Source organism: Bacillus gobiensis, from assembly GCF_001278705.1.
Lineage (GTDB): Bacteria > Bacillota > Bacilli > Bacillales > Bacillaceae > Bacillus > Bacillus gobiensis.
Genome location: NZ_CP012600.1, coordinates 2,975,599 through 2,996,414, shown reverse-complemented (window position 1 = coordinate 2,996,414; position 20,816 = coordinate 2,975,599). Strand labels below are relative to the sequence as shown.

At 42.6% G+C, this 20,816-nt stretch carries 25 protein-coding genes; 23 read left to right on the top strand and 2 right to left on the bottom strand.

Translation table 11 applies throughout. The features are described 5' to 3' along the window. The first annotated feature begins 7 nt into the window (after window positions 1-7). The 23 genes from AM592_RS15015 to AM592_RS14905 all read left to right on the top strand — a co-directional run bounded on the left by AM592_RS15015 (window position 8) and on the right by AM592_RS14905 (window position 19,475). The gene (locus AM592_RS15015; RefSeq protein ID WP_053604551.1) at window positions 8-460 is read left to right on the top strand and encodes a GNAT family N-acetyltransferase; all 453 of its coding nucleotides are present in this window, start codon (window positions 8-10) and stop codon (window positions 458-460) included. Between the two features lie 179 nt (window positions 461-639). Then, on the top strand, window positions 640-1,683 hold the full coding sequence (locus AM592_RS15010) for an L-threonylcarbamoyladenylate synthase (protein ID WP_053604550.1): 1,044 nt from the start codon (window positions 640-642) through the stop codon (window positions 1,681-1,683). A gap of 80 nt (window positions 1,684-1,763) precedes the next feature. Further along, the gene (locus tag AM592_RS15005) at window positions 1,764-2,324 is read left to right on the top strand and encodes a manganese efflux pump MntP (protein WP_053604549.1); all 561 of its coding nucleotides are present in this window, start codon (window positions 1,764-1,766) and stop codon (window positions 2,322-2,324) included. A 124-nt stretch (window positions 2,325-2,448) separates the two neighbouring features. Beyond that, entirely contained in the window at window positions 2,449-2,892 is a 444-nt protein-coding gene (locus tag AM592_RS15000) for a low molecular weight protein arginine phosphatase (protein WP_053604548.1), read from the top strand. A gap of 66 nt (window positions 2,893-2,958) precedes the next feature. Continuing rightward, the gene (gene rpiB, locus AM592_RS14995; RefSeq protein WP_053604547.1) at window positions 2,959-3,408 is read left to right on the top strand and encodes a ribose 5-phosphate isomerase B; all 450 of its coding nucleotides are present in this window, start codon (window positions 2,959-2,961) and stop codon (window positions 3,406-3,408) included. Between the two features lie 12 nt (window positions 3,409-3,420). Beyond that, a complete protein-coding gene (locus AM592_RS14990) occupies window positions 3,421-3,960 on the top strand; it encodes a TIGR01440 family protein (RefSeq protein ID WP_053604546.1) in 540 nt (179 codons plus the stop codon). Between the two features lie 177 nt (window positions 3,961-4,137). Next, window positions 4,138-5,385, top strand: a complete 1,248-nt coding sequence (gene glyA / locus AM592_RS14985; protein ID WP_053604545.1) for a serine hydroxymethyltransferase — start codon at window positions 4,138-4,140, stop codon at window positions 5,383-5,385. Window positions 5,386-5,542: 157 nt separating this feature from the next. Then, complete coding sequence (upp, locus tag AM592_RS14980; RefSeq protein WP_053604544.1) at window positions 5,543-6,172, top strand: uracil phosphoribosyltransferase; 630 nt, start codon at window positions 5,543-5,545, stop codon at window positions 6,170-6,172. 542 nt (window positions 6,173-6,714) lie between these two features. Further along, window positions 6,715-7,098, top strand: coding sequence for an ATP synthase subunit I (locus AM592_RS14975; RefSeq protein WP_053604543.1), 384 nt, complete (start codon window positions 6,715-6,717; stop codon window positions 7,096-7,098). Between the two features lie 7 nt (window positions 7,099-7,105). After that, window positions 7,106-7,840 carry a F0F1 ATP synthase subunit A gene (atpB, locus tag AM592_RS14970; RefSeq protein WP_053604542.1) on the top strand — a complete coding sequence of 245 codons (735 nt, stop codon included), beginning with the start codon at window positions 7,106-7,108 and terminating at the stop codon, window positions 7,838-7,840. 49 nt (window positions 7,841-7,889) lie between these two features. Continuing rightward, window positions 7,890-8,102 carry a F0F1 ATP synthase subunit C gene (gene atpE, locus AM592_RS14965; protein WP_053604541.1) on the top strand — a complete coding sequence of 71 codons (213 nt, stop codon included), beginning with the start codon at window positions 7,890-7,892 and terminating at the stop codon, window positions 8,100-8,102. Between the two features lie 129 nt (window positions 8,103-8,231). Next, window positions 8,232-8,753, top strand: a complete 522-nt coding sequence (gene atpF / locus AM592_RS14960) for a F0F1 ATP synthase subunit B (protein WP_053604540.1) — start codon at window positions 8,232-8,234, stop codon at window positions 8,751-8,753. After that, window positions 8,750-9,295 (top strand): F0F1 ATP synthase subunit delta, encoded by a 546-nt coding sequence (locus AM592_RS14955; RefSeq protein ID WP_053604539.1) that lies wholly within the window; start codon window positions 8,750-8,752, stop codon window positions 9,293-9,295. Before atpF ends, AM592_RS14955 begins: the two co-directional genes overlap by 4 nt. A gap of 16 nt (window positions 9,296-9,311) precedes the next feature. After that, window positions 9,312-10,820 carry a F0F1 ATP synthase subunit alpha gene (gene atpA, locus AM592_RS14950; RefSeq protein WP_053604538.1) on the top strand — a complete coding sequence of 503 codons (1,509 nt, stop codon included), beginning with the start codon at window positions 9,312-9,314 and terminating at the stop codon, window positions 10,818-10,820. An 87-nt stretch (window positions 10,821-10,907) separates the two neighbouring features. After that, window positions 10,908-11,765 (top strand): ATP synthase F1 subunit gamma, encoded by an 858-nt coding sequence (atpG, locus tag AM592_RS14945; RefSeq protein WP_053604537.1) that lies wholly within the window; start codon window positions 10,908-10,910, stop codon window positions 11,763-11,765. Between the two features lie 25 nt (window positions 11,766-11,790). Continuing rightward, window positions 11,791-13,212, top strand: a complete 1,422-nt coding sequence (gene atpD / locus AM592_RS14940; RefSeq protein ID WP_053604536.1) for a F0F1 ATP synthase subunit beta — start codon at window positions 11,791-11,793, stop codon at window positions 13,210-13,212. Window positions 13,213-13,234: 22 nt separating this feature from the next. After that, on the top strand, window positions 13,235-13,633 hold the full coding sequence (locus AM592_RS14935; RefSeq protein ID WP_053604535.1) for a F0F1 ATP synthase subunit epsilon: 399 nt from the start codon (window positions 13,235-13,237) through the stop codon (window positions 13,631-13,633). 284 nt (window positions 13,634-13,917) lie between these two features. Next, a complete protein-coding gene (locus tag AM592_RS14930; protein ID WP_053604534.1) occupies window positions 13,918-14,148 on the top strand; it encodes a DUF1146 family protein in 231 nt (76 codons plus the stop codon). 156 nt (window positions 14,149-14,304) lie between these two features. Beyond that, the gene (locus tag AM592_RS14925) at window positions 14,305-15,045 is read left to right on the top strand and encodes a YwmB family TATA-box binding protein (RefSeq protein ID WP_053604533.1); all 741 of its coding nucleotides are present in this window, start codon (window positions 14,305-14,307) and stop codon (window positions 15,043-15,045) included. 32 nt (window positions 15,046-15,077) lie between these two features. Then, complete coding sequence (gene murA, locus AM592_RS14920; RefSeq protein ID WP_053604532.1) at window positions 15,078-16,379, top strand: UDP-N-acetylglucosamine 1-carboxyvinyltransferase; 1,302 nt, start codon at window positions 15,078-15,080, stop codon at window positions 16,377-16,379. A gap of 237 nt (window positions 16,380-16,616) precedes the next feature. Then, complete coding sequence (gene spoIID, locus AM592_RS14915; protein WP_053604531.1) at window positions 16,617-17,618, top strand: stage II sporulation protein D; 1,002 nt, start codon at window positions 16,617-16,619, stop codon at window positions 17,616-17,618. 264 nt (window positions 17,619-17,882) lie between these two features. Next, window positions 17,883-18,899 carry a GTP 3',8-cyclase MoaA gene (moaA, locus tag AM592_RS14910; protein WP_225970239.1) on the top strand — a complete coding sequence of 339 codons (1,017 nt, stop codon included), beginning with the start codon at window positions 17,883-17,885 and terminating at the stop codon, window positions 18,897-18,899. Between the two features lie 96 nt (window positions 18,900-18,995). Continuing rightward, entirely contained in the window at window positions 18,996-19,475 is a 480-nt protein-coding gene (locus AM592_RS14905) for a hypothetical protein (protein WP_053604530.1), read from the top strand. A gap of 142 nt (window positions 19,476-19,617) precedes the next feature. Here AM592_RS14905 and AM592_RS14900 read toward each other — a convergent pair whose 3' ends face one another. Together AM592_RS14900 and AM592_RS14895 are read right to left on the bottom strand one after the other, a co-directional pair. Then, a complete protein-coding gene (locus tag AM592_RS14900) occupies window positions 19,618-19,965 on the bottom strand; it encodes a cupin domain-containing protein (protein WP_053604529.1) in 348 nt (115 codons plus the stop codon). A gap of 47 nt (window positions 19,966-20,012) precedes the next feature. Beyond that, entirely contained in the window at window positions 20,013-20,723 is a 711-nt protein-coding gene (locus tag AM592_RS14895; protein ID WP_053604528.1) for an NADPH-dependent oxidoreductase, read from the bottom strand. Window positions 20,724-20,816: the final 93 nt, after the last annotated feature.

Genomic DNA, 20,816 nt, shown 5'->3' with positions numbered 1-20,816 from the left:
TGACAGTGTGTACTATCAAATGAGGGTGGCGGAGAAGTCGGACGAGCAGGCAATTATTCAGTTTTTACAAGAGGCGAATGTAGGGCATGAAGGGGTTGGAACTCAAGGCAGCAAATTTATTATTCTCGAAGAAAACAATAAAAAAATTGCAGCGTGTTTAGGGTTGGAAGAGTTAGGGGATAGTCGGGGTATATTGCGATCATTGGTTGTTTCCGACAAGCTGAACCAGGGGCATATTGTTTCGCTTTTTCAAAGCATGCAGTTACTTTGCGACCATGAAAGGATTCGGACCTTGTACTTGGTTGCCAACCAACAGGCCTCGTTCGAATTTTTAGATGTGATGGGGTTCAAAAAAACAAAAAACATTCCCCAAGCCATCCACCATTCAGAGCATGCAGCAGAAGCGCTGAAATCCAAAGGAGCGGAACTTATGGTGAAAGAAATGAGGGATTGTGGATAACGGTTTTTTTTCAACATCTTATTCACAAACATATCCACTGGCAAACAAGTGTTATCCACAATATGTGGACAACACTTGTTTTTCTGTTATTCTTGACTTATACTTTCTACAGTAATTTTTGCGGAAAATGCTTATATAACTAGGAGTATTTTAAAAGATTTAGAGGAGTTTTGGATAAAATGAAAACGATGCAATGGACTGTGGATGCAAAAAAGGATTTATCCACAAATTATTCACAGATTTCACAGGCTGCGCAGCTATTGCAAAAAAATGAGGTAGTTGCCTTTCCGACAGAAACGGTTTACGGCCTCGGTGCTAATGCAATGAGTACGGAAGCGGTCATGAAAATATATGAAGCGAAAGGGCGTCCGAGTGATAACCCGCTTATTGTCCATATCTCGAAAATAGAGGATCTCGAGCGATTCACAGAAAATATTCAACCATACGCAGAAGAACTTATCAAAAGCTTTTGGCCGGGTCCGCTGACAATTGTGGTCCCTTGCAAGCAGGGGAAGCTATCAACAAAGGTGACTGCCGGGCTTGATACAGTAGCAGTCCGAATGCCGAGTCATCCCGTTGCGATGGAAATCATTAAACAAAGCGGTCTGCCGATTGCCGCTCCAAGCGCGAATTTGTCAGGAAAACCGAGTCCGACAAAGGCTGTTCATGTATTGAATGATCTGGATGGAAAAATTGCCGGGATTATTGATGGCGGACCAACTGGAGTGGGGCTTGAATCAACGGTTGTTTCTTGTATCGGCGAAGCACCTGTGATTTTAAGACCCGGTGGAATCACGAAAGAGGAGCTGGAGAGAGTAGCAGGTCCGGTGCGAATGGATGAGGCGTTAACGGATGAAAGAAAGGCGCCGATCTCTCCAGGGATGAAGTATAGGCACTATGCTCCGGTAGCTCCGCTAACAATTGTTGATGGAAGACCGGAGCAAATACAAGAGCTTGCTGACCGGTATAGGCAGGAAGGTCTGAGAGTAGGAATATTAACAACAAAGGAGCGGGAATCTGTATATAATGCTTCTTCGGTTAAGTCATGCGGCAGCCGGAGCAAGCTGGATACCGTAGCCTATAGTTTATATGATACGCTTCGAAGCTTTGATGATGATGAGCTTGATATCCTTTTAGCCGAAAGCTTTCCGGATGAAGGGGTTGGAAAAGCGATTATGAATCGGCTTCTTAAAGCAGCAGGAAATAAAATGCTCCAGCTTTAGGTTTAGCCTCGGGGAGTAAGTTCTATCTCTTCTTGGACATGCATAAGCTATCGTTACAGGTGTGTCCAAGGAGGTTACGGATGAACATTGACTTCTTGATGGGGGAAATACTTACATTATGTATAGTGGCGTTTGCGCTTGGAATGGACGCCTTCTCAATTGGTCTTGGAATGGGAATGGTTAAATTGCGGCTCCAGCAAATTTTTCGAATCGGAGTAGTCATCGGCCTGTTTCATATTATAATGCCGCTGCTTGGCATGGCTGCCGGGTATTTTTTGTCAGGAGTTCTAGGTGAAGTGGCTGTATATATAGGCGGAGCGTTGCTTGCGATTCTAGGTGTTCAGATGATCTATGCCTCACTAAAAAAAGACGAGGCTCCCTTCGTTACTCCTACCGGATATGGATTGCTCCTTTTTGCCATTAGTGTAAGCTTGGACAGCTTTTCTGTTGGTCTCAGCTTGGGGATCTATGGAACAAAGCCGCTGTTAACGATTTTGATGTTTGGCTTATTTAGTATGGTACTGACATGGTTTGGGCTGTTGATCGGTAAAAAGGTTCAGGAACATTTTGGTACATATAGTGAAGCCCTTGGAGGAGCCATATTGCTTGGTTTTGGATTAAAATTATTATTGCCTATCTAAACGCAGCGAATCATAGGATTGGCTGCTTTTTCTTATATAAAAAAGAAACAGGAGAGAACCTGATGCAACGTTGTTATCGTTTTAATGCTTTTTCCTATATAATATCGTTAAAGGAGTGATCGGAGTGAATATATTGTTCGTTTGTACCGGCAATACTTGCAGGAGTCCGATGGCTGAAGCTTTATTTAAGTCAGTTGTTGAGGAAAAAAATATAGATGCGTCCGTTCGATCTGCCGGGATTTTCGCTGTTAAAGGAGGAAGGGCATCTATTCAAGCGATGGATGCTTTATTTGAAAAAAGCATCGCATTAAACCATAAAACATCTCCTCTAACAGAAGAAAATATGGAATGGGCTGATCTTGTTCTGACGATGACAGAGCAACACAAGGAAATACTTTATAAAAAATTTGCCGAATATAAAGAAAAGATCTATTCGTTAAAAGGCTATGTCAATAATGAACCAGGTGATATTGCCGATCCATTTGGCGGACCTTTATCCGTCTACCAAGGCACTCGTGATGAATTGAGGGACCTCATCATGAAGCTCATTAGCAAGATAGAGGAATAGCTTTAAAATTACGATCGTGAAGGGTAAAATGAAAGTGAATAGCATGAGGAGAAGGAGAGCATAATCATGAAGGTTGCCATTGCTTCTGACCACGGAGGCATTCATATACGTGAAGAAATCATTAATTTAATGAAAGAAATGAAGATCGATTACTTGGACATAGGCTGTGATTGCAATTCGGGCTCCGTCGATTATCCCGATTATGCATTTCCGGTGGCGCATAAGGTCGCTTCAGGTGAAGTGGACAGAGGCATTTTAATTTGCGGAACCGGGATCGGAATGAGCATTTCTGCGAATAAGGTAAACGGTGTTCGTTGTGCGCTTGCTCATGATACGTTCAGCGCAAAAGCAACAAGAGAGCATAATGATACGAATGTTCTAGCCTTGGGCGAACGAGTAATTGGCCCTGGGCTTGCAAGGGAAATCGCTAAAATATGGCTAACGACAGAATTTCTCGGTGGCCGTCATTCCAAAAGAATTGAAAAAATTTCAGATTATGAAAAATCTACCCTATAAAGGATGATGAGCATGCAAAACCTGCAGCAGGATTGGCTTTTAATCCTCAATGAATTTCAGGAGAAGACAAGCTTAAAGGAAAATCAGCTGATTGTTATTGGATGCAGTACGAGTGAAATAGCTGGAGAACATATAGGGACTTCCGGAAGTGAAGAGATTGCGGAGATTATTTTTCAAGGGCTTGCCAAACTGAAAAAGGAAACTGGGGTTGAAGTCGCTTTTCAATGCTGTGAGCATTTGAACCGTGCAATCGTCGTTGAAGAAAAAATAGCTGCTGCAAGAAACCTCCCTGTCGTTTCTGCAATACCTGTTAAACGCGCAGGAGGTTCAATGGCTGCGTATGCGTATCAAAACATGGATGAGCCGGTTCTTGTAGAGCACATTCAGGCAGATGCTGGGATCGACATTGGAGATACCTTTATCGGCATGCATTTAAAACATGTAGCGGTTCCGGTCCGGCTTTCTGTACGTTCACTGGGATCCGCCCACCTCACCGTGGCGCGAACACGTCCGAAATTAATCGGCGGTGAACGAGCCGTTTATTTGAAATAATTTGCTGGATCCTATTGAATAACGAACTATCATTATTTTATTTTATTCTAATATTCGGTTTTGGGGTTGAAAATGCAATTATTTTAAAAAAACTTTTACATTTTGCAGAAAAAACATGTACAATAGTTATGGAATAAAATATGACAACACGGATGTCGATAGGAGAGGAATTTGCATATGAAATATTTACCTGAGCAAGACAAGCAAGTGTTTCAATCGATTCAGAATGAGCGTAAGCGCCAGCAGTCTAAAATTGAATTGATTGCTTCTGAAAACTTCGTATCTGAGGCTGTGATGGAAGCTCAAGGATCCGTCTTAACGAATAAATATGCCGAAGGATATCCCGGAAAAAGATATTACGGCGGCTGTGAATATGTTGATGTTGTAGAGGATATTGCCAGAGATCGTGCGAAGGAAATATTCGGTGCAGAGTATGTAAATGTTCAGCCTCATTCAGGCGCTCAAGCCAATATGGCAGTATATTTTACAATTTTAGAGCCTGGCGATACAGTGCTCGGTATGAATCTTTCTCACGGCGGACATTTGACACACGGCAGCCCTGTTAATTTCAGCGGTGTACAGTACAACTTCATTGAATACGGAGTAGACAAGGATACCCACATTATTGATTATCAGGATGTCCGTGAAAAAGCCCTTAAACATAAACCTAAATTGATTGTTGCTGGTGCAAGTGCTTATCCACGCGTCATCGATTTTGAAAAATTCCGTGAGATAGCAGACGAAGTTGGGGCGTATTTTATGGTTGATATGGCTCATATCGCCGGCCTTGTCGCCACAGGACTTCATCCGAACCCGGTTCCTCATGCCCACTTTGTTACAACGACTACTCACAAAACATTGCGCGGACCTCGCGGCGGCATGATCCTATGTAAGGAAGAATTCGGCAAAAAGATTGATAAGTCAATTTTCCCTGGAATCCAAGGCGGACCGCTGATGCACGTTATTGCTGCAAAGGCAGTTTCGTTCGGAGAAGCATTAACAAACGAATTTAAAGACTATTCAAAACAAGTCGTTGAAAATGCGAACAGACTGGCAGAGGCTTTGTTAAAAGAAGAAATCCAGCTTGTTTCCGGCGGAACGGACAACCATTTAGTATTGCTTGATGTCAGATCGTTGGGCATTACCGGAAAAACTGCTGAACATGTGCTTGATGAGATTGGAATTACCGTAAACAAAAACACAATACCTTTTGACCCGGAAAGCCCATTTGTAACAAGCGGAATTCGCATCGGAACAGCTGCAGTGACAGCGAGAGGCTTTGACTTAGAAGCGATGGATGAAATCGCGGCAATTATTTCACTAGCCCTTAAAAATCCGGAAGACGAAGAAAAACTTAAAGAAGCTGCACAACGCGTAGAGTCTTTGACAGAAAAATTCCCGCTTTATTCTGAAATTGATTATTAAGAAAATTAACCTGATTTCTGTAAAAGGAAATCAGGTTTTTATTTAGAAAAAAATGCCTATTTCACTCAATCGTTGAAAACTGTTGTCTTTTTTTGTAGAATCAATTGAAGTGTAAGATGAGAGCGGCCTGCTGCTTAATAAGAAGGAGTGAAGGATAGTGGGAAAGGTATATGTGTTTGATCATCCGTTGATTCAGCATAAGCTTACATACATCCGTGATGTAAATACGGGAACAAAAGAATTCAGAGAATTGGTGGACGAAGTTGCTACTTTAATGGCTTTTGAAATAACAAGAGATTTGTCAACGGAAGAGGTGGACGTACAAACACCGGTTCAGAAGGCAAAATCCAGAGTCATTTCCGGAAAGAAGCTGGGAGTCGTTCCGATTTTAAGAGCGGGGCTGGGAATGATTGACGGCATTCTAAAGCTGATACCTGCTGCGAAAGTAGGCCACGTCGGACTTTATCGTGATCCTAAGACGCTAAAGCCGATTGAATATTACGTCAAGCTTCCATCTGACGTCGAAGAACGCGAATTTATCGTTGTCGATCCAATGCTTGCGACAGGAGGATCTGCGGTTGAAGCTTTGAACAGCATGAAAAAAAGAGGAGCGAAAAATCTTCGCTTTATGTGCTTAATTGCAGCCCCGGAAGGTGTAGAAGAAGTTCAAAAGTATCACCCTGACGTTGACATTTATATCGCAGCACTCGATGAAAAGCTGAATGAAAAAGGATACATCATTCCCGGACTTGGTGATGCAGGAGACCGCATGTTTGGAACGAAGTAACGGGAAAAAGATGGTATTTAGAGGGATGAGGCTTGGCCTGTCTCTCTTTTTTATGTTCTAAAATGATTTAGGAGAATGATATTATCGGGTCGAACGTCTCGATCAATGTCATTACCTGTAAGTAGTTCGCACAAAAAAGAATAGGCAGTGAACTTGTACAATTCTGTTTTTGCTAAAAATGTGAACATTCTGTGTAGCCTTTAGATGCGAACGGTTTTTTAACTTTAAACAGATTGACATACAATAGGCGCTATTGTATGCTAAACAAGGGTAATTTGATAAGGTTTTCATACCCCCTTTAACTCCCCTGGTATATGCCCTTTTTTATGAGAATAAACCTCATCATCCGTATGGCTTTTGGCCTATTATTAAATCTTTCGAATGTGGCTGCTGCCTTTTATGGGGAGATGGCTGGATGGTTGGTTTTATTTTCACCTTTGTTAAAAGCACTTTATTCTTCATCTGGGTTTTTCTGTAAGGGTTTTTCCTGCAGACTATTCCCCGGAGAAACACAATATTTTCATCAGGAGACTGAGTAGTAGATGAGCGATCCCAGCCTAATGCTTCGCAGACAACTTAAGTATTTGTTTTTTATTTTGGCAGTCTGCTTTTTAGGTGCTGGATTTACAATGTTCAAGACCGAATTCCAGGGACTCATTTTGGGAACTGTGTTCAGCATGATGAATCTATGGTTATTGGTCAGAAGAATGAAGGCTTTTGGACAAGCAGCAGAAAACGGCAAGGCATTCAGGTCTGTTGGCTCTGCCGCCAGAATAGCGAATGCTGTTATTGCAGTAGCTATCGCCTACCGCTTTTCAGATCAGTTTAACATGGTGGCAGTCATTGTTGGATTGATGATGATTTATCCTGTTATTTTGATAGATTCCTTTATCCAACTAAAACGTTCATCGGCGAAAGTGAGGTGAATACCCATTGACACACGGAGCTCAGACATGGGAGTTTTTAGGACTCACATTTAACTTGTCGAATGTCCTGATGATAACAGTGGCTAGCGTTATTGTCTTTATCATTGCGGTAATTGGGACAAGAAGACTTGCCATGCGTCCAACAGGTATGCAAAATGCGATGGAATGGATTATAGATTTCGTTCGCAGCATTATCAGCAGTACGATGGATTGGAAGACGGGTGCAAACTTTTTAGCACTTGGTGTCACACTGCTTATGTACATATTTGTCTCCAACATGCTTGGCTTGCCAATGGCGATTACCGAGGGCCACAATCTTTGGTGGAAATCACCTACGGCAGACCCTGCGATAACCTTAACTCTTGCTGTAATGGTTGTCTGTTTGACCCATTATTACGGGGTGAAAATGAAGGGTGCAAAAGGCTATTTCTCAGATTATTTCAGCCCGATTAAATTTTTGTTCCCATTGAAAATCATTGAAGAGTTTGCAAACACTCTTACTCTTGGATTGCGGCTTTATGGAAACATATTTGCCGGAGAGATCCTGCTCGGCTTGCTTGCGGGTCTTGCAACTAATTTTTATACTCAAAACGTTTTTCTTGGCTTGCTGGGAACGATCGGTTCTTTCCCGCTTACCCTTGCTTGGATGGCATTCAGTTTATTTATCGGAACAATCCAGGCGTTTGTATTCACCATGTTAACAATGGTATATATGGCACATAAAGTGAGCCATGACCACTAATTAGAAACCCATATCCATATATCGATATAATTTAAAGGAGGATTTTATAATGAATTTATTGGCAGCTGCAATTGCAATTGGACTTGCTGCACTAGGTGCAGGTATTGGTAACGGACTTATCGTATCAAAAACAGTTGAGGGAGTTGCTCGTCAGCCTGAAGCAGCGGGACAACTTCGTACGTTAATGTTTATCGGGGTCGCTCTAGTAGAAGCTGTACCGATTATTGCTGCGGTTATCGCATTGCTTGCATTCTTTTTATAAGAAAGCCTTATATGAAAAACGAGATGGCGAAGAACATTCCAAGCGAACCTTCGCCATTCCTTTATGTATGATGAAATCGAAATCCATAGAATTCAGCTAAGACTGTGGAAGGGAGTTGACGTTAGAACGATGGTAAAAGCACCTTTGGTTTTAGGAGCCGGTGGGTTAGATTTTAACGGCGGAGATATCTTATTTCAAATAGCAGCCTTCTTGGTATTGCTGTGGCTGCTGAAAATATATGCTTTAAAGCCGCTTTTGAATGTGATGAAGCAGCGTGAGGATCATATTGCCAGCGAGATTACGTCCGCTGAAAAACGAAATGCGGAAGCGAAGCAGATGATTGAAGAGCAGCAGGAGCTTTTGAAAAAGGCGAGAGCAGAGTCTCAAAGCCTGATCGAGAATGCGAAAAAGCTGGGTGAACAGCAAAAAAGCGAGATTATCCAAGCAGCACGTAATGAATCAGAGCGTTTAAAGGAATCAGCGAAACAAGAGATTGTCAAGGAAAGAGAGCAGGCAGTTTCAGCGCTGCGTGAACAGGTTGCTTCCTTGTCTGTCTTGGTTGCCTCGAAGGTTATTGAAAAAGAGCTTGATGAACAAGCCCAAGAGCAGCTGATTCAGGATTACCTGAAAGAAATCGGAGAAAGCCGATGAGCGGATCAGATATCAGCAAGCCATACGCAACTGCTTTGTTTGAGATTGCGCTTAAACGCTCTGCTTTAAACGAAATTGAAGAAGAACTTCAGGTTGTGAGAGAGGTGTTTTTGGCTGAAAATCAGCTAATAAACCTGTTACTCAATCCTAAAGTTTCCGCCGAATCAAAAAAAACGCTGATCAAAAAGTCGTTTGCAGCCATATCTGAACCGGTTCTTAACACATTGTTTTTAATGATAGACCGCCACAGAATACGGGCAATTCCTGAGCTTGCCGTGGACTTCTCCAGTCTTGCGAATAAGATTCGCGAACGAGAAGATGCAATCGTCTATTCAATAAAGCCGTTACAGGAAAAAGAGCTTACCGCTCTATCTGAAGTTTTTGCAAAAAAAGCCGGAGTTTTCTCTCTTCGCGTACGCAACGAGATCGATCCGGATTTAATAGGCGGTGTGAAAATCCGCATTGGAAACCGAATCTATGACGGCAGTATCAGCGGCAAATTAGCCCGTATCGAACGTCAGCTGTCAGGAGAAATATCGTAGAAGGGGTGAAACCTAAATGAGCATCAAAGCTGAAGAAATTAGTGCGTTAATTAAACAGCAAATAGAAAATTACCAATCAGAGATCGAAGTTCATGATGTAGGTACTGTCATACAAGTCGGAGACGGTATTGCCCGTGTTCATGGATTAGACCATGTAATGGCAGGAGAGCTTGTTGAGTTTTCCAATGGTGTCATGGGTCTCGCTCAAAACCTTGAGACGTCAAACGTAGGTATCGTTATCCTCGGTTCTTACAAGGGAATTCGCGAAGGAGACGAAGTGAAACGGACAGGACGTATCATGGAGGTTCCAGTCGGTGAGGAGCTCATCGGACGTGTCGTGAACTCTCTTGGACAGCCAGTTGATGGCATGGGACCGATCTTAACGAGCAAAACTCGCCCGATCGAAAGCAAAGCACCTGGCGTCATGGCGCGTAAATCGGTTCACGAACCGCTTCAAACCGGTATTAAATCTATCGATGCGTTAATTCCAATCGGCCGCGGCCAGCGTGAGTTAATCATCGGAGACCGCCAAACAGGTAAGACATCTGTAGCGATCGATACGATCCTCAATCAAAAAGATCAGGATATGATCTGTATCTACGTAGCAATCGGACAAAAGGAATCGACTGTACGAGGTGTTGTAGAAACATTACGCAAAAACGGTGCCCTTGATTATACAATCGTCGTAACCGCTTCTGCATCCCAGCCAGCACCGATGCTGTTCCTTGCTCCTTATGCAGGGGTAACGATGGGTGAAGAATTCATGTACAACGGAAAGCATGTTTTGGTTATTTATGATGATCTTTCAAAACAGGCGAATGCTTACCGCGAACTTTCTTTGCTTCTTCGTCGCCCGCCAGGCCGTGAAGCGTTCCCTGGAGATGTTTTCTATCTTCATTCCCGCTTACTCGAGCGTGCGGCCAAGTTAAATGATTCACTTGGCGGCGGGTCTATGACAGCCTTGCCGTTCGTTGAAACACAGGCTGGCGATATCTCGGCGTATATTCCAACAAACGTTATCTCGATTACTGACGGCCAAATCTTCCTTCAGTCTGATTTGTTCTTCTCAGGAGTACGTCCAGCGGTTAACCCGGGACTTTCAGTTTCGCGTGTTGGAGGATCCGCACAAGTTAAAGCGATGAGAAAGGTAGCCGGTACTTTGCGTCTTGACCTTGCATCATATCGTGAGCTTGAAGCTTTTGCCCAGTTCGGATCTGATTTGGACAAAGCAACCCAAGCGAAGCTGAATCGCGGTGCGCGTACTGTTGAAGTTCTAAAACAAGGATTGCATCAGCCGCTCCGTGTCGAGAAACAGGTTGCAATTCTTTATGCATTGACAAGAGGATACCTTGATGACGTTCCGGTAGCCGATATTCAACGCTTTGAAGAAGAATACTTTATGTTCCTTGAACAAAATCACAAAGGGCTTCTTGAATCGATCAAAACGACAGGAAACCTTCCTGAAGATGCAGAGTTCAAAGGAGCCATTGAGGCATTTAAACACACGTTTGCGCCTAGCAGCTGAACTGAATTAAAAAGATGAGAAAAAGCAGTGATCTTTTTCTCTCTTTTCAAAAAATACGAGAACGCAAAAATAAGGTGGTGAAACCTTTTGGCCTCATTACGGGATATAAAATCAAGGATCAACTCGAATAAAAAAACGAGCCAAATTACAAAAGCCCAGCAAATGGTTTCGGCTTCTAAATTAAACCGTGCGGAGAACAGTGCAAAGGCGTTTGTCCCTTATATGGAAAAAATACAGGAAGTTGTAGCGAATGTTGCGCTTGGCACGAGCGACGCGACCCACCCCATGCTAAAAAAGCGCCCGGTGAAGAAGACCGGATATGTTGTCATTACATCTGACCGCGGATTGGCAGGAGCATTTAACGTTAACGTACTTAGAGGAGCTTATCAGGCAATCAACAAGCGCCATAAATCAACGGATGAGTATGCTGTCATCGCAGTAGGTAAAGTATGCCGAGACTTCTTCAAAAAACGTGGAGTGCCAGTCATCGCCGAAAAAACCGGCATTAGTGATGAGATGACTTTCATGGAAGTTAAGGATCTAACCTACCAGACGCTGCAAATGTTCACCGATGAAACGTTTGATGAGCTGTACATCTTCTATAACCACTATGTGAGCGCAATAGCTCAGGAAGTAACCGAAAAAAAATTACTTCCGCTAACGGATCTTGCGACGGGTAAGAAGACGGCAAGCTACGAATTTGAACCTTCAGAGGAAAGCATATTGGAGGTTCTCTTGCCTCAGTATGCCGAGAGCCTTATTTATGGTGCGTTGCTCGACAGCAAAGCAAGTGAGCATGCAGCAAGAATGACGGCGATGAAAAACGCTACCGACAATGCAAAAGAGATTATTGATTCTCTTACACTTTCATACAACCGCGCACGCCAAGCAGCGATTACTCAAGAGATTACAGAAATCGTCGGCGGTGCAGCTGCTTTAGAATAGCCGTAGTTTGATAGGAGGGAAAGCGATGAATAAAGGACGTGTAAGCCAGGTGATGGGACCTGTCGTCGACGTAACATTTGAAGACGGTCATCTGCCTGATATCTATAACGCACTAAAAATTTCACATAAAGCTCAAAGTGAAAATGAACAAAGTATTGAATTAACATTAGAAGTTGCCCTTCATTTGGGTGATGATTCCGTTCGCGCGATTGCGATGGATTCTACGGATGGAGTTACTCGCGGAATGGAAGTAGCTGACCAGGGAGCTCCAATCTCTGTACCGGTCGGAAACGCAACACTCGGCCGTGTGTTCAATGTATTAGGTGAAAACATTGATTTAGATGAACCAGTTGGAGCGGATGTAAAAAAAGATCCGATCCACAGACAAGCTCCGGCATTTGATCAGCTATCTACTGAGGTTGAGATTCTTGAAACCGGCATTAAAGTCGTTGACTTGCTGGCTCCTTACATCAAGGGCGGTAAAATCGGCTTATTTGGCGGAGCCGGTGTAGGTAAAACGGTATTAATCCAAGAGTTAATTAACAACATCGCTCAAGAGCACGGCGGAATATCTGTATTTGCCGGCGTCGGAGAGCGTACTCGTGAAGGAAATGATCTTTTCCACGAAATGAGCGATTCAGGCGTTATTACAAAAACAGCGATGGTATTCGGCCAAATGAACGAGCCTCCTGGAGCACGTATGCGTGTAGCTTTAACGGGCTTGACAATGGCTGAACATTTCCGTGATGAACAAGGACAGGATGTACTGTTCTTTATCGACAACATTTACCGCTTTACACAAGCTGGCTCTGAAGTTTCTGCCCTGCTAGGCCGTATGCCTTCTGCCGTTGGTTATCAGCCTACGCTTGCGACAGAAATGGGACAGCTGCAAGAACGGATTACTTCAACAAACGTAGGTTCTGTTACGTCGATCCAAGCGATCTATGTACCTGCCGATGACTATACTGACCCGGCTCCGGCTACGACGTTTGCTCACTTGGATGCAACGACAAACCTAGAACGTAAATTATCAGAAATGGGTATTTACCCAGCAGTTGATCCGCTTGCTTCGACTTCAAGAGCGCTTTCTCCCGAAATTGTCGGTGAAGAGCATTATGAAGTGGCTCGCAGGGTGCAGCAGACTCTCCAGCGCTATAAAGAACTGCAAGACATTATTGCGATTCTTGGCATGGATGAGCTTTCTGATGAAGACAAGCTTGTCGTTCAACGTGCGCGCAGAATCCAGTTTTTCTTGTCGCAAAACTTCCACGTAGCCGAGCAGTTTACCGGACAAAAAGGATCTTACGTACAAGTAAAAGATACAGTAGCAGGATTTAAAGCCATTCTTGAAGGCAAATATGATCATCTTCCGGAAGATGCATTCCGTCTTGTCGGCGGGATTGAGGACGTCATTGAGAATGCGAAAAATATGGGTGTAGAAGTATAAACCGTCCTAGGAGGTTAAAAGCATGAAGACCTTAAAAGTCAATATCGTTACTCCTGACGGCCCTGTTTATGAAGCTGATATTGAAATGGCAAGCGTAAGAGCTGAAAGCGGAGAACTCGGCATTTTGCCTGGCCATATCCCGACTGTAGCCCCTTTGCAGATAGGTGCGGTTCGTCTGAAAAAGGATGCTGAACTAAAGCTGGTTGCAGTCACCGGAGGCTTTCTTGAAGTCCGTCCGGATACAGTCAATATTCTGGCCCAAGCAGCTGAAACTGCTGAAAATATCGATGTGGAAAGAGCAGAAGCAGCTAAAAAACGTGCAGAAGAGCGTCTGAACAAAGCATCGGAGGAAATTGATTTGGTTCGGGCAGAGCTTGCTTTAAAGCGAGCAATTAACAGGCTGGACGTTGTCGGAAAATAAGGTAAACCTTCAATCAGCAGGGGTTCGACATACTTTGTTTTGCCTCGTTCTTGAATCTGATTGTTAGATGAACCGATCGGGCAATCTAGTAAGTTCTTACTGCCCGTTAATGCAATATTACGATGGGATTTCTCATCGTGAACAGGGGCGGTCCATAACGGACTGCCTTTTTTAAGTATTTCATATACCCCCTCATTGTTAAAACATTCTGACAATAATCATTTTATCATCTTTATCCCTCTTACTAATATACTAGGAAAGGGCAATTCAAGGAGGCTAAGGAAATGGAAATACTCGCTCAACAAGCTATCGTTGGGATGATTGTCCACCTCGTCTTTTTCGCAATCACTTGGTGGGCTCTTCAATCAGTCAACATCGATCCTCTCATTAGAAAAGGCATGATTGTGCAGGCCAGGCTTCTTATGATTTTGCTGACAATTGCGATCGGTTCAACTGTAAGTGATTTTTTCCTGGATTATTTAAATTATTCACAACAGCTTCCCTATCTTTTTTAGAAGAACCCTAAAGGTTTTTGAATAGGCCCTTTAGGGTATAAGGTAATTAACGGATATAGCACAATTCGTCAAATCGACAAGGGTTTTGACGAGGATTTCCACGTATGCTTTCCTGCTATCTGAGCAAGAATGGATAGTAGGAGAGGATGATTCGAAATGGTAAAAAATAAATTCAAATCAACATTTGTTTTTGCACTTATTCTTATTGGCACGATAATTGTGGTTCATAGCTTACAGGCCAAAGAGGAAACGCCGCTTTCCCAGTTAGCAAAGGCATTGGAAAAACACGACACCGATATTACGGAATGGACACTGTATGCAAAGAAAAACTTACAGTTGAACAGAAAAGATTTTTTTCGAAAAATGAAACATTTAGAGACCCAATATCGTCAATATAAGTGGTCGATAAAAGAAGAAGATCATGTTGTCAAGGCGACAGGCATATTATATAACGAAAAAAATCAGACAACCATGAAATTACAGCTCGTTTCAACCCTCAAAAACGATTCATCAAGCTCGTACTTATTGTATGAGCAATCAGGAGCATTTGTACGGGATAACTGGAGTCATACATATGAGCAGTTTGAACGGAAAGTTTACGACATACTTCAAGAGAAGGTTACAATTTTTTCTTGTCTTAAAGGCGAGTTAAATGGTATGATGAATATTGTTTTGCAAAAAAAAGCAAAAGATTTAGCAGATGAATTTTCTGCCGAGCCGGTTGAACAGCTAAATGAACCAAATTTCGTATCAATATCAGCTTATACAACGAGATGGAAAAATTATATATCGACTGCTGATCATAAAATGAATCTGCAGATCGCGATTCGAAGCTCAGGAATGGGCGGAAAACATATGATTGTGATTGGAACACCAATCGTAACGTCTGAATATTAATATATAGAATTATGGACGCGGAGGGGAATACTTTGGAAAAAATCATCGTCCGCGGCGGTAATAAGTTAAACGGTACAGTGAAAGTTGAAGGAGCTAAAAATGCCGTTTTGCCAGTCATCGCTGCATCCTTATTAGCCAGTGAAGAAAAAAGCGTAATTTGTGATGTGCCTACGCTCTCCGATGTATATACAATTAATGAAGTGTTACGTCATTTAGGAGCAGAAGTACATTTTGAGAACAATCAAGTCGTCATTGATGCATCATATGAGTTAACCACTGAAGCCCCATTTGAATATGTACGTAAAATGCGTGCTTCCGTGCTTGTAATGGGCCCGCTGCTTGCTCGCACAGGCCGTTCCAGAGTAGCTCTGCCAGGGGGATGTGCAATTGGTTCAAGACCGATTGATCAGCATCTTAAAGGCTTCGAAGCAATGGGAGCCGAGATTAAAGTAGGAAACGGATTTATTGAAGCCGAAGTAAACGGCAGACTAAAAGGTGCAAAGGTTTATCTTGATTTTCCTAGTGTAGGGGCTACGGAAAACTTAATCATGGCTGCGTCTTTGGCAAAGGGAACTACCATTCTTGAAAATGTTGCAAAAGAGCCGGAAATAGTGGATCTTGCTAACTATATTAATGCTATGGGCGGAAAAATCCGCGGTGCGGGTACTGGTACAATAAAAATTGAAGGTGTGGAAAAGCTTAAGGGTACTCATCACCTGATTATCCCGGATCGAATTGAAGCAGGAACTTTTATGGTAGCCGCTGCAATTACGAAAGGAAACGTATTAGTTCAAGGAGCAGTTCCAGAACATCTCACCTCGTTAATTGCAAAGATGCAGGAAATGGGTGTTACCATTATCGAAGAAGGAGAGGGACTCAGAGTCATTGGTCCCAACCAATTAAAGTCCATTGATATCAAAACAATGCCGCATCCTGGATTTCCAACTGATATGCAGTCGCAGATGATGGCATTGCTATTATGCGCAAACGGAACGAGCATGATCACAGAAACTGTGTTTGAAAACCGTTTTATGCATGCAGAAGAATTTAGGCGCATGAATGGTAATATCAAAATTGAAGGTCGCTCGGTTATTATCAATGGTCCTGTTCCTCTGCAAGGAGCAGAGGTAGCTGCAACCGATTTGCGTGCTGGAGCCGCACTTATTCTTGCCGGGCTGGCAGCTGATGGATACACAAGAGTAACCGAATTGAAGCACTTAGATCGAGGCTATGTCAATTTCCATAACAAGCTTGCAGGCTTGGGAGCCGATATTGAACGAGTAACTGAAGAAACAGCCGTTGAATTAACGAGCTTAACCGATTTAAAAGCATAATTGGGGTTCACGTAAGTACCATCTGATTTGCTCGCAATAATTTTTTTATAGATCAGTATGTCACCCGAGTGGCATGCTGATTTTTTTGCAAAGTCATTAAAAACAGTATGCACTTTTTTGCAAAAAAGAATACGTAAATAATGAAAACAATCGGACTGCAAAAAGGACTGGATGTCATATTAGCTTGTCCTCCCCCATATGAATAAAGTAGAGACAAAAAATATGGAGGCAGCTGTTATGAAAAAATTGGCACTAGTACTATCAGGATTAAGTCTAATCATTCTTCTCATCCCGACGATCCTTGTCCTACCTTTCCATGAAGGTTCGAACGGAGCGGCACCGAAAAATCAAGCTAAGGGGGTACCTAAGCTGGAAGATTCATCAGTTTCGGTTTCTGTGTACCGAACAGCAAAGCAGGAAGTGGAAAATATTCCATTGGAGGAATACGTTATAGGAGTCGTCGCATCCGAAATGCCTGCAGATTTCGAAGAGGAAGCGCTAAAAGCTCAAGCGCTGGCGGCAAGAACCTATATTGTCAGGCAAATGACCGGTAATAAAGCAGTAAGCTCGCCAAAAGGGTCGCTTGTCGATGATACACAAATGTTTCAAGTTTATAAAAACAATTCCGAATTGAAGAAAGCATGGAAGAAAAATTTTGATAAGAAAATCAAAAAAGTTACAGACGCGGTTGCTTCTACCCAGGGGAAAATCCTTACATATGATGGAAAGCCTATTTCACCTTCATTCTTTTCTACAAGCAATGGTTATACGGAAAATTCCGAAGCTTATTGGCAAAATAAAATCGAGTATTTGAAAAGCGTAAAAAGCAGCTGGGATGAAAAATCACCAAAATTTAAGGATACAAAAAAGTTCTCTGTCGCAGAATTTGAACAAAAGCTTGGCGTAAATCTGAAGGACGGGAACAGCATTGGCGAAATTACTGCACGTACACCAGGCAAAAGGGTGGCCACAGCAGTCATCAATGGAAAAAGCTTAACCGGAAGAGAAATTCGTGAAAAGCTAGGGTTAAGATCAGCTGACTTTCAGTGGGTACGAAATAATGACACGATCACAATTACTACAAAGGGTTTCGGGCATGGCATCGGAATGAGCCAGTACGGTGCACATTATTTGGCCGAAGATGGCAAGACCGCGGAAGAAATAGTGAAGTATTATTATAAAGGGGTGGAAATTTCTCCATCCGATCAATTCCTCAACACGTATACGGCGAAAAAATAACCTAAAACCGTTTATCTTATCCAAAAGATAAGCGGTTTTTTTCTGTCCATAACTTGAAAAAACCATGGATGTACGAGTATAGTAATGTAAAACACTTTTATAATAATTAACATTAACGAGTTTGTTATGTGAAGAACTTATCAGAGACAGTTTACAATAGATGAAAGCACAGGCTTTTCGGCTTGCAATGACAAAATTGCTGAAGAATTGTCGGATTCGTCAGAAATTGTTCAATCAAGAACAGAAAAAGTGGAGGTGAGCTTCGTGGAAAAGTCAATCACTGATCAACTAAACCGTCCGCTCAGGGACTTAAGAATATCTGTCACAGACCGCTGCAACTTACGATGTACGTATTGTATGCCAGCTGAAATATTCGGACCGGATTATCCGTTTCTTGAGAAAAAAGAACTTCTCTCATTTGAAGAATTAGAGCGGCTTGCCCGTTTATTCGTTCAAAAGTTTGGCGTTGAAAAGATTCGTCTGACAGGCGGGGAGCCTTTAATGAGAAAGGATATGCCTCAATTAGTAGAGATGCTAGCGCGTATAGAAGGTTTGAACGATCTGGCGATGACAACCAACGGTACGCTGCTCCCTATATATGCAGAGCGGTTAAAAAAAGCCGGTCTAAACCGGGTGACGATCAGCCTCGATTCATTAGATGATGACCGATTTAAAAGAATAAACGGCCGCGGTGTCCCGATTAAAAAGGTGCTGGAAGGTATCGAAGCAGCCAGGAAGGCAGGTTTAGGAGTAAAAATCAATATGGTCGTCCAAAAAGGGGTGAATGAAGAGGATATTCTCCCGATGGCTCATTATTTTAAAGAACAAGGGCTAATCCTCCGATTTATCGAATTTATGGATGTCGGAAATACAAACGAATGGAATCGTAAAGCGGTATTAACGAAACAAGAAATCATCGAGCGAATTCATAAAGAAATGCCAATCACTCCGATTGCACCAAATTATAAGGGGGAAGTCGCGACGAGATACAGCTACACAGATGGGGACGGTGAAATAGGTGTCATTTCTTCCGTTTCTGATGCGTTTTGCTCAACCTGCAACAGAGCCAGGCTATCAGCCAGGGGAGAACTGTTTACCTGCTTATTTGCTTCAAGCGGGCATGACCTAAGGAAGTTAATTCGAAGCGAAAAAACAGAGGAAGAGATCACTGAATTCATCAGCCGGATCTGGAAAAACCGAACCGACCAATACTCAGTGGACCGTACACTTTCAAAGCCAGTGGATAAAAAGAAAATTGAAATGTCTTATATTGGGGGATAATGAATTTCGGAGCATATTCATTTCCCGCATCATGCATCTCGTAGTTGAAAACCGGGAAAAGAAAAATATGTTTTCAGCAAGAGAGAGGGTGATGAAATGTTTGAATTAAAAGATTTGATTACGTTTTTCTGGTCGTTTTTTCTCATCTTGCCGATCGTTTCACTTGTCCATGTTGCCGGGCACAGCTTCTTCGCTTTTATTTTTGGCGGGAAGGCTTCAATGGAAATCGGCTTAGGAAATCTTTTGGTGAAAATTGGCCCGATCAAAGTAAAGAGCATGTATTTTATTGATTCATTGTGTCAGTACAATTCATTGAAATTGGATAATCGTTTAACCAATGCTCTCGTCTATGCTGGAGGGGCGATTTTTAATCTTGGTACAATTTTTTTGATCAACAATTTGATTATCAACAACGTACTAGAGCCACATCTTTTTTTCTATCAGTTTTCGTATTTCTCAGCCTATTATACGTTTTTCGCACTTATCCCTGTTCAATATTCAAAAGACCATTTAAGTGATGGGATGGCGATATTCAAGGTGCTTAAATACGGAGAGCGGCAACAGGCCACTCATTAATACTCTCTAGCATGTCTCGTGGTAACAGGAACGGGAATAGGACTAAATAAGACGATGCCGAAATTATGACTTCATGAAAAATAATCTTCGCTCTCTCTAAGATAGGTTCTCTGTTAATATGAGAACCTATTTATGTTCTATATTAAATACTTTGTGCAATCACTCGGTCTCCTCTGCTCTCAGGCTGGGATATGACTATAAATTCAACGTCTGTATCAGATTCGTTCATCATTTGAGGGGGAACTTGAGGGGGAACCTCCACGCCTTCCTGCGAATGAATTGTTATGCGTTCACCATCCACTTCTAATACCGCGCTTCCTGACAAAACAAGGAAGAACTGCCGTGCTGCAGAACGATAGTGCCTTTCTTCCTCTGTATGGGCTGGCATTCGTTCATGGATTACACTTAGGTGCTTTGTTTTGACTAAATGCCAACCGTCACAATTATCTCCCCAATTATAATGTTCAGCAGTTTGTTTGGTAATCTTCATTCTTATTCCTCTCCATTCAATAGAAAAACTGCAGATTTCTCTGCAGTTTAGTTTAGATCGTCACAGGAAAACCCTTGCTGCTTTAGCATCTTTGCAATATTGGCATAATAGCTTTTTTCATAAAAGCTTGCGACACGCTGGGTCCACGGGGCAGGCATTATTTTATTATACTGCTCAAGAATAGCCTTTTGATCTTGCTTATAGGTTTCTTCGTGAAGAACTGCTTCGACTGGCAATCTCGGCTTCTGTCCAGGATCTTCTGCACCATATCCGACACACAGTCCTGAGATAGGAATGACATGCTTTGGCAACTGTAGGAATTCAACGACTTCGAGAGAGTTTCGTCTGACGCCGCCAATAGGGACGGTTCCAAGCCCTACAGATTCGGCTGCAGCGATGGCATAACCCATTCCAAGACCCACATCAGTTGCTCCGACAAGCAAGGAATCTACATCGTTTAGAGCCTCCAGCGTTTTCCCCTCGATTTCTCCAGCAAGCGAAGCTCGATAAAAATCCGCACAAAACACGAGGAATAACGGAGCCTCTTCTATGTGCTTTTGATTGCCACAAAGGCGGGCGAGCTCTTTTTTTCGTTGTTCATCCTTGATAGCAATGATTGAAACCTGCTGGCCATGAATCCATGATGGAGCAGATTGAGCTGCTTTTATAATCAAGTCTAGTTTTTCAGCTTCGACAGGATTATCCTTATAGCTGCGGTACGATCGATGATTATGTAAGGTTTCTATTGTTGGGTTCATAAGATAAGTCCTCCACATTCTTTTCTTCTTAGTTTACCCGACTGGAAGAAAAGGATCAAAAAAAGCCATTCAGAGGCGTGGATATTGAATACC

Excerpts from the sequence above, each read along its gene's own strand:
- AM592_RS14955 (WP_053604539.1), top strand. The coding sequence starts at position 8,750 with ATGAGCGGATCAGATATCAGCAAGCCATACGCAACTGCTTTGTTTGAG.
- atpA (WP_053604538.1), top strand. The coding sequence starts at position 9,312 with ATGAGCATCAAAGCTGAAGAAATTAGTGCGTTAATTAAACAGCAAATA.
- AM592_RS15010 (WP_053604550.1), top strand. The coding sequence starts at position 640 with ATGAAAACGATGCAATGGACTGTGGATGCAAAAAAGGATTTATCCACA.
- AM592_RS14975 (WP_053604543.1), top strand. The coding sequence starts at position 6,715 with ATGAGCGATCCCAGCCTAATGCTTCGCAGACAACTTAAGTATTTGTTT.
- atpF (WP_053604540.1), top strand. The coding sequence starts at position 8,232 with ATGGTAAAAGCACCTTTGGTTTTAGGAGCCGGTGGGTTAGATTTTAAC.
- atpE (WP_053604541.1), top strand. The coding sequence starts at position 7,890 with ATGAATTTATTGGCAGCTGCAATTGCAATTGGACTTGCTGCACTAGGT.
- rpiB (WP_053604547.1), top strand. The coding sequence starts at position 2,959 with ATGAAGGTTGCCATTGCTTCTGACCACGGAGGCATTCATATACGTGAA.
- AM592_RS14935 (WP_053604535.1), top strand. The coding sequence starts at position 13,235 with ATGAAGACCTTAAAAGTCAATATCGTTACTCCTGACGGCCCTGTTTAT.
- spoIID (WP_053604531.1), top strand. The coding sequence starts at position 16,617 with ATGAAAAAATTGGCACTAGTACTATCAGGATTAAGTCTAATCATTCTT.
- AM592_RS14905 (WP_053604530.1), top strand. The coding sequence starts at position 18,996 with ATGTTTGAATTAAAAGATTTGATTACGTTTTTCTGGTCGTTTTTTCTC.
- AM592_RS14900 (WP_053604529.1), bottom strand. The coding sequence starts at position 19,965 with ATGAAGATTACCAAACAAACTGCTGAACATTATAATTGGGGAGATAAT.
- AM592_RS14930 (WP_053604534.1), top strand. The coding sequence starts at position 13,918 with ATGGAAATACTCGCTCAACAAGCTATCGTTGGGATGATTGTCCACCTC.
- AM592_RS14925 (WP_053604533.1), top strand. The coding sequence starts at position 14,305 with ATGGTAAAAAATAAATTCAAATCAACATTTGTTTTTGCACTTATTCTT.
- AM592_RS14895 (WP_053604528.1), bottom strand. The coding sequence starts at position 20,723 with ATGAACCCAACAATAGAAACCTTACATAATCATCGATCGTACCGCAGC.
- AM592_RS14990 (WP_053604546.1), top strand. The coding sequence starts at position 3,421 with ATGCAAAACCTGCAGCAGGATTGGCTTTTAATCCTCAATGAATTTCAG.
- glyA (WP_053604545.1), top strand. The coding sequence starts at position 4,138 with ATGAAATATTTACCTGAGCAAGACAAGCAAGTGTTTCAATCGATTCAG.
- atpD (WP_053604536.1), top strand. The coding sequence starts at position 11,791 with ATGAATAAAGGACGTGTAAGCCAGGTGATGGGACCTGTCGTCGACGTA.
- AM592_RS15005 (WP_053604549.1), top strand. The coding sequence starts at position 1,764 with ATGAACATTGACTTCTTGATGGGGGAAATACTTACATTATGTATAGTG.